The organism is Mucilaginibacter sp. Mucisp86, from assembly GCF_047324315.1.
In the GTDB taxonomy this organism is placed as follows: Bacteria; Bacteroidota; Bacteroidia; order Sphingobacteriales; family Sphingobacteriaceae; genus Mucilaginibacter.
This window is the reverse complement of sequence record NZ_CP168503.1, coordinates 1153176-1168176: the sequence shown is the minus strand read 5'-3', so window position 1 is coordinate 1168176 and position 15001 is coordinate 1153176. Positions and strand designations below refer to the sequence as shown.

Here is a 15001-nt window from a genome sequence, read left to right as displayed (position 1 = left end):
ATGAGGAAAGCAGGAGGGGTGAAGGTAAAAAGACGTAATATACTGTTGTTGGTAACAGCACTGTTTGTTGTGATTGTAGTAGTAGTATGGAAGAGTTGCGGCGATAACGAACCGACCGACGAAGAGCTTTTGGTCGATGCAAAAAAAACAGCCTTTCAACATTGCGGAAGTTGCCATGAACCACCCGATGCTTCTTTATTGGATAGCGCTACCTGGGATAAGTATATCCTGCCTGCCATGGGGACAAAACTTGGCATGCGCCCTTTTATGGATCAGTATATAGCCGGGTCGAGGGCCGCGCTTTCACTTGCCGACTGGACAAAGATTGTTGTTTATTACCGATATGCCTCACCCAAAAAGCTAAAAATTCCTAAGCCTGATGCTGTATCCGATTCGGCTATATTTTCGGTAAAAAGGCCTGCTAATGTCGATATCAACTCGGGAGAGGCCATGACCACTATGCTTAAGTTTAACGATGTTGATAAGCACTTTTATACAGGCGATGCCGGCAACAAACTTTACCGTTGGAATAGTGACCTCAGCGCTACCCTGGTTAAAAAGTTCCATTCGCCCATAACGGATGCCGTGTTTTATCAATCCGCAACGGAACCCAACAGCGCCGTAATCACTTGTATCGGGATTCTTCCGCCGAACGATCAACTCAAGGGAACATTAACACATATTAATCTCGACAAAAAGACAAAAGACACCACTTTAATGGCCGATAGCTTGCCACGCCCGGTTAAAAGCGCAGCAGCCGATTTTAACAAAGATGGCCTGATGGATTATGTAAGCTGCGGTTTCGGTCGTGACCGGGGCGGCTTGTTCCTGTTGCAGCAGCAGGCCAATCATACGTTTAAAAGAAAGATTATTCGCGCAGTTCCCGGGCCGGAAATAGTTTATACCGGCGATTTTAACGGCGATGGCTGGCCCGATATTGCCTGTCTGTTTGCCCAGGCCGATGAAGGGATCTGGCTCTTTTTAAATGATAAACAGGGAGGCTTTACTACTCAAAATATCATGCATTTCCCCTCTGTTTATGGCTCGAGCAGTTTTCAATTAGTTGACATTAACCACGATGGCAAACTTGATATTGTGTACACCTGTGGTGATAATAACGATTATTCACCCATATTTAAACCATATCATGGGGTTTACATTTTTACCAACCAGGGTAACTGGAAATTTAAGCAAACTTATTTTTACCACATTAATGGTTGCTCAAAAGCAATAGCCGCCGATTTTGATAAAGACGGTGATTTTGATTTGGCTGTGATTGCTTTTTTCCCGGATTATAAATATCACCCCACCGAGGGTTTCACCTATCATGAGCAGGTTAGTCCCGGCAAGTTTAAAGTCCACGAAGTCCCCATTAATTTATTAGGCCGGTGGATCTCGATGGACGCCGGTGATATTGACGGCGATGGCGATACCGATATTGTTTTGGGCAATTTTTCGGTAGGAGCACAGGGCCTCATGAACCAAAAGGATTATAAACCCAACTGGGACCTGTACGAGCCTATCATTGTGCTGCAGAATAAAACTATTCGGAAGTAAAATTATTACACACGCTATTGCCTAACTCCGGTGTTTGTGTCCTCACAAACATATGCTTTCTTGCGCTCGTTTGTAACGAGCGCTTAACATGGGTTTGCTTTTTAACGCAATATTGCCGCTAAACTTTTTATAAGGACGGGGAGATGTGATAGCAAACCGGTAAATTGTTTTACTAAAGCCCCAAAACGTATCATTTGTACAACAAATTGATAAATAAGTACAGCTGTATCTGGTTGTATGTTAAGTAGTTTTACCACACTTATTTATTGATATACTAAATGAACAAAAGTATCCGCTCTGCTTTAAGCGTAATAACTGCCTGCTTTTTGCCCACCTTTGTATCGGCACAATCAGGAGTTGTAAAACAAGTTAAATTAAGCAATTTCGATCTGCAATCATCGGCGTTGGTAAGTGCATCTGGCACCGAACTTTCCAGTACACAATACCACTCGCCGGTATATTGGTTCCCTGTAAAAGTACCCTCTACGGTACTTACCGGGCTGGTGGCTAATCACATTTATCCCGACCCATATCAGGGCCTTAATAATATGCTGATCCCCGATGCCTCCGACCAGTTTAATAAAGAATATAACCTGGAGCAATATAGCCATCTGCCTAACGATCCTAATCCATGGAAAAAGCCATATTGGTACCGCACTACTTTTAAAGTGCCGGCTGCAGATAAAGGCCGCCGTTTCCAATTGATATTTAAGGGAATCAACTACCGGGCAGCTGTATGGCTTAACGGCAAGCAGATTGCCGACAGTACCCAAATGGCCGGTATGTTTGCCGAACACAACCTGGATGTAAGTAATGCTGTTAAACCAGGTGTTGAAAATGCACTTGCCGTAAAAATTTACCCGCTTGATTACCCGGGCTATCCCGCAAAGGAACAGTTGAAGGCCCTCGGTCCGTTTTACGAAAATGGCGGCCCTACAGGAGATATCGGGAAAAACGTTACCATGCTTTGTTCATCGGGCTGGGACTGGATCCCGCCGGTGCGCGACCGTAATATGGGTATCTGGCAGCCTGTTTTTCTGCGCACAAGTGGTGCGGTAACTATCGGCAGACCAAAACTGGTTACAGATTTGCCAAACCTGCCCGACACAGGTATAGCTAAACTTTCATTAAACTTAACGCTAACCAACAATACCGCGGCAACGCATGGCGGTAAGCTAACTGTTAGCATCAAGCCCGAAAACTTTGTTGGTGCGCCTGTACAGTTTAGTCAGCCTGTGGTTGTACCCGGCGGTTCGGAAAAAGGTGTTGAGTTAAATGCCGATAAGATTAACCAGCTGATGATCCGTCAGCCTAAATTATGGTGGCCTAATGGTTATGGTAAAGCAAATCTGTACCGTATTCGCCTTCAATATGCTGAAGGAGCGACCGTAAGCGATGATACCACTTTTGTATTTGGAATCCGTAAGGTGGCTTCAAAAGCCGAAACTACAGCCAATGGTTTTGTGCGCCGTAAGTTTTATGTAAATGGTAAAGAAGTGCATTTGGTAGGCGGTGCCTGGGTACCGGATATGATGGTAAACCGCGATTCGGCCCGTTATGATTATGAGATGCACCTGTGCCGTAACGCTAACGTAAACCTGGTGCGTATTTGGGGTGGCGGCGTTACCGAGCCGGATGCTTTCTGGAATGCTGCGGATAAGTACGGGCAGATGGTATGGTCAGACTTTTGGATCACCGGCGATACCCAGGGCGAATTTAAAGGTTCGCCGGACTGGCCGTTAGAAGGTAACGTGTTTATTAAAAACGTAGAAAGTACCATCTATCGTATCCGTAATCACCCAAGCTTATTGGTATGGACAGGTGGTAATGAGGGGCATGCCCGTAAAGAGTTATATGACGTAATGCGCAATGATATCATCAGTTTAGATGGCACGCGTCCGTTCATTCCAAGCTCATCGGGTTTTGCCAAACTGCCTGCCGGTTGGAAGGGTTCATGGCCTGATGATATGTCGTCAGGTGTTTATAGCGGCGGCCCATATGATTGGAAAGATCCTAAAGAATATTATAAACTGGCGGATGCGGCTAAAGATTGGGTATTTAAAGACGAAACAGGTTTACCCTCTCAGCCGCCTTATACAACCCTGCCAAAAATCATTCCTAATTTGGTTTGGGATACCAATTTGCCGTTCCCGCTCAACAATTCATGGGGTTATCATGACGCAGCTACAGGGGCAGGCAAGTATGATAAATACTATGAGGAAATGGCAAAAAGGTATGGCAAGCCAAGCAGCATCGTTAATTTCTCCGACAAGATGCAGCTTATGAACGCTGTAGGGTACCAGGGCATTTTTGAAGCCGATGGTCACAAACTGAACGAAACCGGTGGCGTAATGCTCTGGAAGTTGAATGCGGCGTTGCCAAGTGTAATATGGCAGATCTACGATTGGTACCTGGAACCTAACGCAGGCTACTACACCATGCAAAATGCCTGTGAACCAATTCACATTCAATATAATTATGATAATTCGTCAATAGCGATCATCAATCGTACACATCACGCAACCGGCAACTTAACTGCAACGGCCGATATTTACGATATTAACAGCAAGCTGATCAAATCGGAAAAAGTTGGCAATGTAGGATTAGCGCAAACTGGTGTTAAGGAAGTGATCCAGCTCAAAGATGCACTTGCCGCTACCAAAGCTGTAAGTTTCGTGGTGTTGAACCTGACTAATGTGGCAGGCAAAACGGTATCGCATAATGTTTACTGGTTATCGGCCACTGATGACTTTACTTCCTTGAACGATATGAAACATGCACAGGTGCAGGGCAAGGTGATCAAAGCTGAAAAAGGAGTAAGCGAAAACAAATGGACTATGCAGTTTACCAATAACTCCAATCAATTGGCATTCTTTGTCCGCCCGCAATTGATGAAAAACGGTGAAGAGGTAATGCCAAGCTACTGGACAGGTAATTATTTTAGCCTGGCGCCACATGAAAGTATCACGGTATCGGTTAGCGCCCCGGTAGCTAAACTGGGCACGGTAAAACCAACGGTGCTGCTTGAAGGCTGGAATTTGGATAAGCAGGTAATAGCTTTACAGTAAAACTTTTAATAATATGTAACAATGAAGGCCGGGTATTTTGTCTGGCCTTCGTTATTTTATCTAATGCCCAAAATCATCCTGTACTTGGCGCAAGTCTTGTGTGGTTGATTGTGAATGAGGTGACTTGTGCCTAACCATTTTTAAAGTTAAATTTTGTTTAAGAATGACTTGCTATACAGGTTCTGCTTTAAAAATCTGCTTATCTTGCCCTACACATTTTGCATATGGAAAATACGGATGTAATTATCATAGGAGGGGGAGCGGCAGGCTTGATGGCGGCCCGTACGCTTGCTAAAGCGGGAAAGAATGTTGTGTTGCTTGAAGGACGTAACCGGCTCGGCGGCCGGATCCATACGTTGGAACATGGTACCTCTTTAGAGCCAGCAGAGCTGGGCGCCGAATTTATTCATGGCGATTTACCGGTTACCCAAAGTTTGCTTAATGAAGCCGGCATTAAATATACCCCGGCCTCGGCCTCTATGTGGAAATATGATGACGGAAAGTTTTTGGCCGAAGGGCATGTAATTGAACATTGGGATGAATTCCTGGAAAGTATTATGCAGCTGAAACATGATATGAGCATTGATGAATTCATGCAGCAGGAGTTTTCAGGCGAAAAATATGCAGGTCTCCGTGAATCTGTACGGGGTTATGTATCTGGCTATGACAACGCCGATCCTAAAAAAGCGAGCGCGTTTTCTATCCGTAAAGAGTGGCAAAATGAGCATGAGGATGCACAGTACCGTGTAGAAGGTGGTTATTGTGTGCTGATCAGTTACCTGGCAAATGAGTTTAAGCAGGCAGGCGGGCATATCTACCTTAATGCTGTTGCAAAAGATATTGATTGGGGAAAACACCATGTTACGGTAAGCACTGATATCGGGATAACTTACCAGGCCCGGCAATTTCTTGTGGCCGTACCACTTGGAATTTTACAGGCTGAAGCCGGATTGAAAGGTACATTGAGTTTTGATCCTCCGGTTGATTATTATGTGAATGCTCTTAAAGCACTTGGTTTTGGTGCTGTAATCAAAGTTTTGCTTGAGTTTGATGAGGCATTTTGGTACAGCGATGAAACCCGGAAAATGACCGGTGCCGATCTGGAAGATATGGGTTTCCTGTTTTCAAACGAAGCCATCCCGGTTTGGTGGACTCAGATGCCTGTACATCGCCCACTGCTCACCGGTTGGTTAGGTGGTCCGCCAGCAGCTGCACGTTTAAATACCAGCGACGAGGATGTTTTGATAGAAGCGCTTGGCTCCATCTCCAATATTTTTAAGATAGCTATTGCGAGGCTGAAAGAAAAACTCCTCACCTGGAATGTAATCAACTGGACAGTGGACCCATTCGCGCGCGGGTCATATAGTTATGATACCGTTGAAACAGCCGGGGCAAGGAAGATCTTAAGTCATCCAATCGGTGATACCCTGTTTTTCGCCGGCGAATACCTGTATGAAGGTACAGCTATGGGAACTGTTGAAGCAGCACTTACCAGTGGGTTGAGGGCTGCTGAAATGTTATTGGGGTATGAGTAATTAAAAATATGTCATTGCGAGGAACGAAGCAATCGCATGCTTTACAGGGCGGACATGCTTCCGTGCGATTGCTTCGTTCCTCGCAATGACATGAAGAAGATAGCGCGCTTATTCAACCTTCCAATAATTCCCGCTCACTATGATCATATCCAGTATCTTGATGGTATTATCGTAATAATCGTAGTCCTTCAGTTTAAAGGCCACCAGATAGTCCCAAACTTTATTAAGCCATTGCTGGTTACTTTGATCAACCGTTGCTGATACACCGAATGGCGCTATAAAGCTCAGCGCTTCAAAGTATCTCCCTTTAATATCATTCCCTTCAAGCGTATACCCGGCCGAAATATTATCAGGGTTGCCACTGGTAGTTTGCCTGATCCATCTGTTTATCGGGGTTACAAAAGCTTTTGCGCGCTTATCGCCATATAATAAATAATCAGTAGCTATGCGCCATGGAACACGGCACGCATTGTAGTTATAATAGCTATCATACTTTGATTCCATGTAGTTTGGCTGGGCAGGGCTGGCTTTGGCGTTTATACCTCTGATAAAATCGGGCACCAGGCCGGCGTCTGGGCTATAAGTTTTTTGCAGATAATTAAAGAGCCGGTAATTGTTGTCGATGGCTTTTTGCCATTTGCCGGTTTTTGATGCGGTTTCAAATGCTTTGAAGTTGGAAGGCATAAAATCAGATGCGCGCATGTCATAATAGTCTTCGCTATCTCCATCGCTGCCATCGCTCAGTAAAACAGAATATGTTTTAGAGTTGATCTCATAGCGCATAATTGCAGTCATTGTGTTTTTAGCTTCCTGCAGATAGTTGATATGGCCTTTGCTTCCCCATTGCTTATCAGCTAACAGAAGGGAGTATGCTATATCCATATCGCCGTCGGTGGCAGCATCCCGGTCGTGGTTTTTGCAGTTTTTTAGCTGGGCCCAGGCCATTAAATAAGGAGATGCTTTGGCTGGATGGGCTTTGTAATAGTTATACAAGCCGTCATAAACGGTTTTTGCCTGTTGATCATAACCGGCCATAAGTGCGGTAATCACCATGCCGTAGCCTTGCCCTTCGGATACACACTCTTTGCCAGGTTTTTCGAACCAAACGTAAAACTGGTCTTTATCGCAGCCGGGTTTTATATACCGGTGTTTCCACTGATCGTAAAAAGTGGTTACTTGTTTATCCAGTTGTTGCTGGTTGAGGTGGTTAGGCTTAATAGTACCAGCCGTATACCTGCTATGTTGCGGAAACGGCCTTAATGCAACCTGTGCATGAAGGCCGTTCATGATAAATATCGAAAATAGCAGCAGGCTATATCGCACGTAGTTCGGGGTAAGCGGCAACGTCGTCAAATTCATTACACAGCATTTCGGTTTTGCAGAAATGGTTCTTGAGGCAGCTCAAAAAGTTCTGAATTGCCGGTGTATCCTTACAGGTAGCGGCGTACCAGGTGCGTTTTGCTATGCTGTGATGCAGCGGTTTTGTAACAATGTGTTTACCGGGCAGGTATGGCTTCACAATCCAGTCGGCCATAACGCTAATTCCGAGGCCCGCGTTTACCATCTCAATAGTGGCATCGGTGTAGTGGATCCGGCTCAATGTTTTGGGCTTTACATGCTGCTCCTGGATGAGTGTTTCGATGATCGGAGTCTCCTGGTATGAGGGGTCATAAAGCGCCAGAATTAACTCCTGATCCTGGAAGTCGCAGATGTCAATAATCGCCTTTTTTGCCAGTGGGTGATCGGCCGGTAAAATGGCTATCAGGCGGTCTTCAAAAATGGGTTCGTAAACGATTTGTGTGTTCACCATTTGAGTGCGCACAATGCCCAGATCAAGATCGCCGCGCATGAGATATTCGAGTGGCCTGCGACTGGCATCCGAAACTATATTTATGTTAATATCAGGCCATTGGCTCTTAAAATCTTTGATTACGCCGGGCAGCCAGTGGTATGCCGTATAGCATTGCATACTGATATTTAGCTTGCCGGTTTTGCCATTTTTATAGTTGTTAATATCTTCTTCAAGCGTGCGTATTTCGGCCAATATTTTTTCCGAACTTCGTAGGAAACGATAGCCCACTTCGGTAAGCTGAAGCTTCTTTCCCTGGCGATGGAACACCTCAATATCCAGCTCCTTCTCCAGCTCTTTTAACTGGTGGCTCAGGGCCGATTGAGTTAGGTGTAAAGCGCTTGCTGCTTTGGTCAGCGAACCCTCTTTTGAAATGGTATCAACTAACCTGAAATGATGTAATGCAATATTCATTATTAGTTTTGCTAATGATTTACACAAAATTAATTCATTTTTTTCATGAATCATATAGGTATACATTTGCTGTGTATAAAATACACCTCATGTTAAACACAAATTCAAAAAAATTACTCCTGTTTTTTTTGAGTGTTTCATATGTCTTACACGTACAAGCTCAGCAAAAAGTCCTTTCCATTAAGGATGCTGAACAAATGGCCCTTGCTAACTATGCTTCCATCAAGTCGAAGGCAAACCAGCTTAACGCCTCTAAGGCATACCTCAAAGAAACAAAAACGGAGTATCTGCCGGACGTAAATTTTTCCGCGCAGCAGGACTACGGAACAGTGAACGGCCAAAACGGACCATCGTATGGTTATCGTGGCCTGTCGGTATCCTCATCGGGGCCAGCTTTGGCCAAACAGAACTGGAACGCCGCTTTTGGCGCTCTGTATTTAACCAACGTTAGCTGGGATTTTTTCGCCTTCGGCAGATCAAAGCAAAGGATCGGCGTACAGAAAACCATCGTATCGCGCGACGAAACTGATCTTGCACAGGAGCAATTTCAGCACCAGGTACGCGTTGCAGCTACGTATCTAAATCTATTGGCAGCACAGCAGCTTGCCAAGGCGCAGCAGGATAACCTTAACCGCGCTATGGACTTACAAAAAGTAGTGGTTGCCCGCGTAAAGAACGGTTTAAATCCGGGAGTGGATTCATCACTGGCTAATGCCGAAGTATCTAACGCCAAGATTGCTTTAACCAACTCACAGCAAACTGTGCAGGACCAAAGCAATCAGCTTTCTATTTACTTAGGTATTCCGGCACAGGAGTTTCAGCTGGATAGCGCTTTCATTACCAAACAGCCAACCAACCTGGAAGCTTTAAGTGCTGTTGCTGCAACCGATCACCCAACTTTAAAGTTTTATCAAAACAGGGTGAATGTGAGCGATCAGCAGGCTAAATACCTTCGCACCTTTGCCTTGCCTACCTTTAGCTTGTTTGGTGTTTACCAGGGCAGGGGCTCAGGCTTTAAGTCAGACTATGGTGTTGATCAATCAAGTTATACCAGCAGTTACGGCGCAGGTGTTGACCCTACCCGTTATAACTATCTGTTTGGTATTGGCATGGTTTGGAACTTTACCAGCGTTTTCAGGACCCACTACCAGGTTCAATCACAAAAGTTCACATCAGAGCAATTGAAAAACGACTACGAACTGGTTGATAAGCAACTGGAAGCACAGCGTACACTTGCAGAAACACGCATAGGCAATGCCCTTAAAAATGTAAACGAAGTACCGGTTGAAGTTTCGGCCGCAAATAACGCTTACATTCAAAAATATACACTGTATAAAAACGGACTATCAAACATAGTTGATTTTACACAGGCGCTTTATACCCTTAACCGGGCCGAGGTTGACAAATATATAGCCCTTAACAACGTATGGCAGGCATTGCTGTTCAAATCGGCTGCCACCGGCGATTTTGGGTTATTCATCAATAATTTTTAACAGTTACACACATATACAATGGGAATGATAAAAGGGGCGCTGCAAAAACCAATTACCATATTGGTTATAGTAGCCGGGCTGTTCTTCTTCGGTATAAATGCGGTGCGGACTATCAAGATCGATATATTTCCCGATCTTAACCTGCCGGTTATATATGTATCGCACCCATACGGCGGTTTCACCCCAAACCAAATGGAGGCTTACTTTGGTAAGCAATATGTTAACCTGTTGCTTTTCGTGTCGGGCGTAAAAAGTATCGAAACGAAAAATATACAGGGTTTAACGTTAATTAAAGTTACTTTTTACGAGGGCACTAATATGGCCCAGGCCGCGGCGGAGGTCACGAGTTATACCAACCGGGCGCAGGCCAGCTTCCCTCAGGGGTCGCAGCCGCCCTTTATTTTGCGCTTTGATGCCTCAACGCTGCCGGTTGGTCAGCTGGTGTTGAGCAGCGCTACCCGAAGCAATAACGAGTTGCTCGATTATGCTTTGGTTTATGTACGTTCATCATTTACCTCAATTCCGGGTCTTGTTGCTCCGGCGCCTTTTGGCGGTAACCAACGTACCATCCTGATCAAAGCCGACCCTAACCTGTTACGCTCGCACAACTTAACCCCCGACCAGGTTGTGGCTGCCCTGCGTGAGAATAACCAGAACACGCCTGCAGGTAACGTGCGTATAGGTGATTATAACTACCTGTCGCCGGCTAATACTACCATTAAGAAGGTTCAGGATTTTGGCGATATTCCGCTATATAAAAACGGTATTCAAACCGTGTTTATGAAAGATGTGGCCACTATTGAAGATGGAGCCGATATCACCAACGGTTACGCGCTTATCAACGGCAAACGCTCGGTTTATCTGCCTATCACCAAATCGGCTACCGCTTCAACATGGGATGTGGTACAAAACCTTAAAAAAGCGCTTCCCCGCTTCCAGGCTTTGTTACCGGAGGATGTGAAACTGTCGTTTGTGTTTGACCAGTCGGTTTACGTAATCAACGCGGTGAAAAGTTTGGCCGAAGAGGGGGCGATTGGTGCGGTACTGACAGGTTTGATGGTATTGTTGTTTTTGGGTGATAAACGCGGCGCGCTTATCGTGATCCTTACTATCCCTACCTGCGTTATTTCGGCAATTTTCTTCCTGTCGCTGGCGCATCAAACCATCAATATCATGACGCTGAGCGGTCTGTCGCTGGCTATCGGTATTTTGGTGGATGAGTCGACGGTGACCATCGAGAATATTCACCAGCACTTTGATATGGGTAAACCTAAGGCGTTAGCTATATGGGATGCCTGTAAGGAGATCGCCTTCCCTAAATTGCTGATCCTGTTCTGTATCCTGGCGGTGTTTGCACCGGCCTTTACCATGAACGGTATCCCGGGAGCGTTGTTCCTGCCGCTGGCATTGGCTATCGGTTTCTCCATGATCGTATCTTACTTCCTGGCGCAAACCTTTGTACCTATCATGGCCAACTGGATCATGATCAACAAACACGAAGACCACAGCCACAAAGATGGTTTCGCTTTAGAAGATGAAGGTGAGCCATGGGAGCAGAAAGAGAAAGCCATGAAGGCGGTACTTGAGCATAAAGGCCACGAAGCTACCCGGTTTGATAAATTCAGGGATAGCTTTATGCGCCTGATGGACCGCATGCTGCCTAAACGTGCGCTGATTGTATCTGTTTATGCAGTAGCTGCAATTGCCCTGGCAGTACTACTGCTCAATACCATTGGTCGCGACGTGTTACCTAAAGTAAACTCGGGAACCTTCCAGGTGAGGCTGCGTGCCCCGGACGGTACACGTTTAGAGCGTACCGAACTTGTTGCTGTTAAAGCACAACGTATTTTAGGCGATATAGTAGGCAAGAAGAATATTGAAATCACATCGACATTTGTTGGTTCGCACCCGTCATCATTCTCAACCAACCCTATATACCTGTTCATGGCGGGTCCGCAGGAGTCTGTTATGCAGGTGAGTTTGAAAGAGGATTATAAGGTTAATCTCGATGATCTGAAAGAAAAATTCAGGTATCAGATGGCTAAGCAATTGCCGGAAATTAAATTATCGTTTGAGCCGATTGAATTAACGGACAAGATTCTGAGCCAGGGTTCGCCAACACCTATTGAGGTTGCACTTACCGGTAAAAACAAAAAGCAAAACGTTGAGTATGCGTTTAAGATCATTGAAAAGCTAAAAAGCATCAAATACCTGCGGGATGTACAGATAGGGCAGTCGTTTAACTATCCTACTATCGATATCAATATCGACAGGCAGCGTGCAGCCCAGTTAGGTGTAGGCTTAAATGATATATCACGTTCATTGATAGCGTCAACATCATCATCAAGGTTTACTGAAAAGAATAACTGGATTGATGAGAAATCGAACCTAAGTTATCTTGTGCAGGTACAGGTTCCGGAATATCAGATGGCCAGCCTGAACGATGTGAAAGAGATCCCGGTACTGGCCAACCAGGCCCGCCCTGTACTTGGAGACGTTGCCGATGTTAAAACAGGAACCACTTTTGGTGAAGACGATAACGTAGGTGCCGTGCCGACGCTTTCGGTAACAGCTAACATCAACAAAAAAGACCTGGGCACAGCTACCCGCGATGTACAGAAAGCTCTTGATGAATTGGGCGCCCCTCCACGCGGTTTAACAGTTGAATTGCATGGCCTTAGCCAAACTTTAATAGCTACGCTTGATAGCTTACAGGGCGGTTTGGTTGTGGCGGTATTGGTGATATTCCTGATGCTGGCAGCTAACTTCCAGTCGTTTAAAATATCATTTGTGGTACTGTCAACGGTACCTGCGGTATTGTTTGGTTCGTTGTTACTGGTTAAAATAACAGGGGCTACGCTTAACCTGCAATCATATATGGGTATGATCATGTCGGTGGGTGTATCTATATCAAACGCTGTACTGTTGATCACCAACGCTGAGGAGCTCCGCAAACACAATGGCGACGCCTTGAAAGCAGCACGTGAAGCAGTAGCCTTACGTTTACGCCCGATATTGATGACCAGTTTGGCGATGGTTGTAGGTATGATCCCTATGGCATCGGGCTTAGGCGAAGGTGGTGATCAAACATCACCATTGGGCCGCGCTGTTATCGGTGGTCTTATCGCGTCTACCTTTGCAGCATTGCTGATATTGCCATTGGTTTTTGCCTGGGTACAAGGCAATGCCAGCACACAATCTGTTTCATTAGACCCTGAAGATAAAGAAAGTAAATTTTATGTCCCTTTGCACCATCATGAATAAGCTAAAAAATAAATCAATATTACTGCTTGCTGTTTTAGCTATGGCAGTAAGCTCCCTGAGCGCCTGCCACTCAGATGATAACGAAAAAAAGGAGGAGCAGGAAGAGGAACAACAGCAGGCAGCTGTTGAAACCCCAACTGTACAATTAGTGCCGGTAACTAAGGGCAGGTTAAGCAGTGTTATCACCATTCCGGGTGAGCTGATCCCTTACCAACAAGTTGACCTGTATGCCAAAACCAACAGCTATGTTAAAAAGCTTTTGGTTGATATTGGCTCGGAGGTACATCAGGGCCAGCTTTTAGCTGTGCTTGAAGCACCGGAAATTAACTCGCAATTGGCAGCGGCTCAGTCACGCATCAAGCAATATGAGGCTGTTTATTTTGCCAGTAAAGCTACTTACGACAGGTTGGTAAGCACCAGCAAAACTCCCGGTACTGTTTCACAAAACGATTTGGAGCAGGCTGAAGCTAAAAAGAATGCCGATTTGGCTAACGTTGATGCTGCTAAATCTGGCTTGAAGGAAGTATCGGCTAATTTGGCTTACCTGGAGATCCGTGCCCCGTTTGATGGCGTGATCACCAGTCGTAATGTTAACCTGGGTGCCTATGTTGGCCCGGGAGGTAAAACCACTGATCCGTTGTTTACAGTACAGGATCAAAACAGGATGCGTTTAGTTGTTTCTGTACCGGAAATTTATACCGGCGCGCTAAGCAACAAAAGCGAAGTTAATTTTACGGTAAGGGCATTGCCAAGCGAAAAGTTTACCGCGCAGGTAAAACGTATAGCAGGCGCGCTTGACGAAAAGTTACGTGCCGAACGCCTGGAAATGGACGTTTACAATAAAAGCAAAAAACTGATCCCGCATATGTTTGCCGAAGTTAGCGTACCACTACCGGCAGGCGACAGTACATATGTAGTGCCAAAATCAGCTGTAGCAACTTCAACCGAAAAAGTTTTTGTAATTAAGGTTGTCGATCATAAAGCTGTTTGGGTTGATGTTAAAAAAGGCCTGACTAACGGCGATAGCATCGAGATCTTCGGTGGCGACCTGAAAGCTGATGACAAGCTTGTAAAAGCAGCCTCAGACGAGATCAGGAACGGATCGACTTTGAAGTATTAATTAATTTAAAAATTTGTTGATTTGAAGATTTGAAAATTTCTTCTTCAAAATCAACAACCTGAATAGTGCGGAGGGAGGAAAAGAGCCAAAAAACTGAAAAGTTTTTGGGCTCTTTTTGTTTACAGAATCATCATTTCAATTTCTGTAAGATTTTCAAATTGAACATTTGATATTTTATAATCAATTAAAATGTCGACTACTCTTTTTGTAGTGATTAGGTGGGATGTTCCATCCGGGTAGAAAAAATCACTTCCATTCCATTGGTCGAGGCCTATATATAGCCCTTTGCGGTAATGGTTTATGAACCCGCTATCAAAATGCTTTGTTATAATCTCACTCTTGTTTTCATCCGCCGGCCCGCATCTTCCTGTAACAGAAAATCCATAATATCCCTTAACCTCCAATCCTTTTTTGTCAAGTAATTCAATTTCAAAGCTTGTCCAGCCGGTAACTTGCTTTTCCTGAAGCAAAGTTTTAAGCTTATTAGAAATCAGATATAAACTTGGCGTGCCTGTATTTAAAATATCTAAAAGTTTATTGCCCCAGTGTTGTTGAAACTTTAAAGGAAATTTAATTCCTTTAAAGTCTCCCTTTATTAGGTCATCGTACCGGGTCATCACCATCACGGTGTCAACAGGTTCGGTGTGAAATGTCTTCGATGAAAATTTTGTATAGGTAGTATAAAAATCAGAAATATTCAT

General features: G+C 44.9%; 9 protein-coding genes. 6 read left to right on the top strand and 3 right to left on the bottom strand.

The features are described from left to right. The 3 genes from ACEN9X_RS04750 (at window position 1) to ACEN9X_RS04740 (ending at window position 6160) form a co-directional block, all read left to right on the top strand. Window positions 1-1557 carry an FG-GAP repeat domain-containing protein gene (locus tag ACEN9X_RS04750; protein WP_413669321.1) on the top strand — a complete coding sequence of 519 codons (1557 nt, stop codon included), beginning with the start codon at window positions 1-3 and terminating at the stop codon, window positions 1555-1557. A gap of 278 nt (window positions 1558-1835) precedes the next feature. Next, on the top strand, window positions 1836-4625 hold the full coding sequence (locus ACEN9X_RS04745; RefSeq protein WP_413669320.1) for a glycoside hydrolase family 2 protein: 2790 nt from the start codon (window positions 1836-1838) through the stop codon (window positions 4623-4625). 224 nt (window positions 4626-4849) lie between these two features. Then, window positions 4850-6160, top strand: coding sequence for a flavin monoamine oxidase family protein (locus tag ACEN9X_RS04740; protein ID WP_413669319.1), 1311 nt, complete (start codon window positions 4850-4852; stop codon window positions 6158-6160). A 108-nt stretch (window positions 6161-6268) separates the two neighbouring features. On the opposite strand, the gene ACEN9X_RS04735 is transcribed toward ACEN9X_RS04740, so the two are convergent. Next, entirely contained in the window at window positions 6269-7519 is a 1251-nt protein-coding gene (locus ACEN9X_RS04735; RefSeq protein ID WP_413669318.1) for a glycosyl hydrolase family 8, read from the bottom strand. Next, window positions 7473-8423: a LysR family transcriptional regulator gene (locus ACEN9X_RS04730; protein ID WP_413669317.1), complete on the bottom strand. Its 951-nt coding sequence runs from the start codon at window positions 8421-8423 to the stop codon at window positions 7473-7475. Before ACEN9X_RS04730 ends, ACEN9X_RS04735 begins: the two co-directional genes overlap by 47 nt. Window positions 8424-8512: 89 nt before the next feature. Between ACEN9X_RS04730 and ACEN9X_RS04725 the strand changes: the two genes are divergently transcribed. From ACEN9X_RS04725 to ACEN9X_RS04715, 3 genes are read left to right on the top strand one after another with little or no spacing between them, the layout of a single operon-like run. Next, on the top strand, window positions 8513-9916 hold the full coding sequence (locus ACEN9X_RS04725; RefSeq protein WP_413669316.1) for a TolC family protein: 1404 nt from the start codon (window positions 8513-8515) through the stop codon (window positions 9914-9916). A gap of 18 nt (window positions 9917-9934) precedes the next feature. Next, window positions 9935-13180: an efflux RND transporter permease subunit gene (locus ACEN9X_RS04720; protein ID WP_413669315.1), complete on the top strand. Its 3246-nt coding sequence runs from the start codon at window positions 9935-9937 to the stop codon at window positions 13178-13180. Continuing rightward, complete coding sequence (locus ACEN9X_RS04715; protein ID WP_413669314.1) at window positions 13173-14300, top strand: efflux RND transporter periplasmic adaptor subunit; 1128 nt, start codon at window positions 13173-13175, stop codon at window positions 14298-14300. Before ACEN9X_RS04720 ends, ACEN9X_RS04715 begins: the two co-directional genes overlap by 8 nt. Window positions 14301-14419: 119 nt before the next feature. On the opposite strand, the gene ACEN9X_RS04710 is transcribed toward ACEN9X_RS04715, so the two are convergent. After that, window positions 14420-15001, bottom strand: a complete 582-nt coding sequence (locus tag ACEN9X_RS04710) for an imm11 family protein (RefSeq protein ID WP_413669313.1) — start codon at window positions 14999-15001, stop codon at window positions 14420-14422.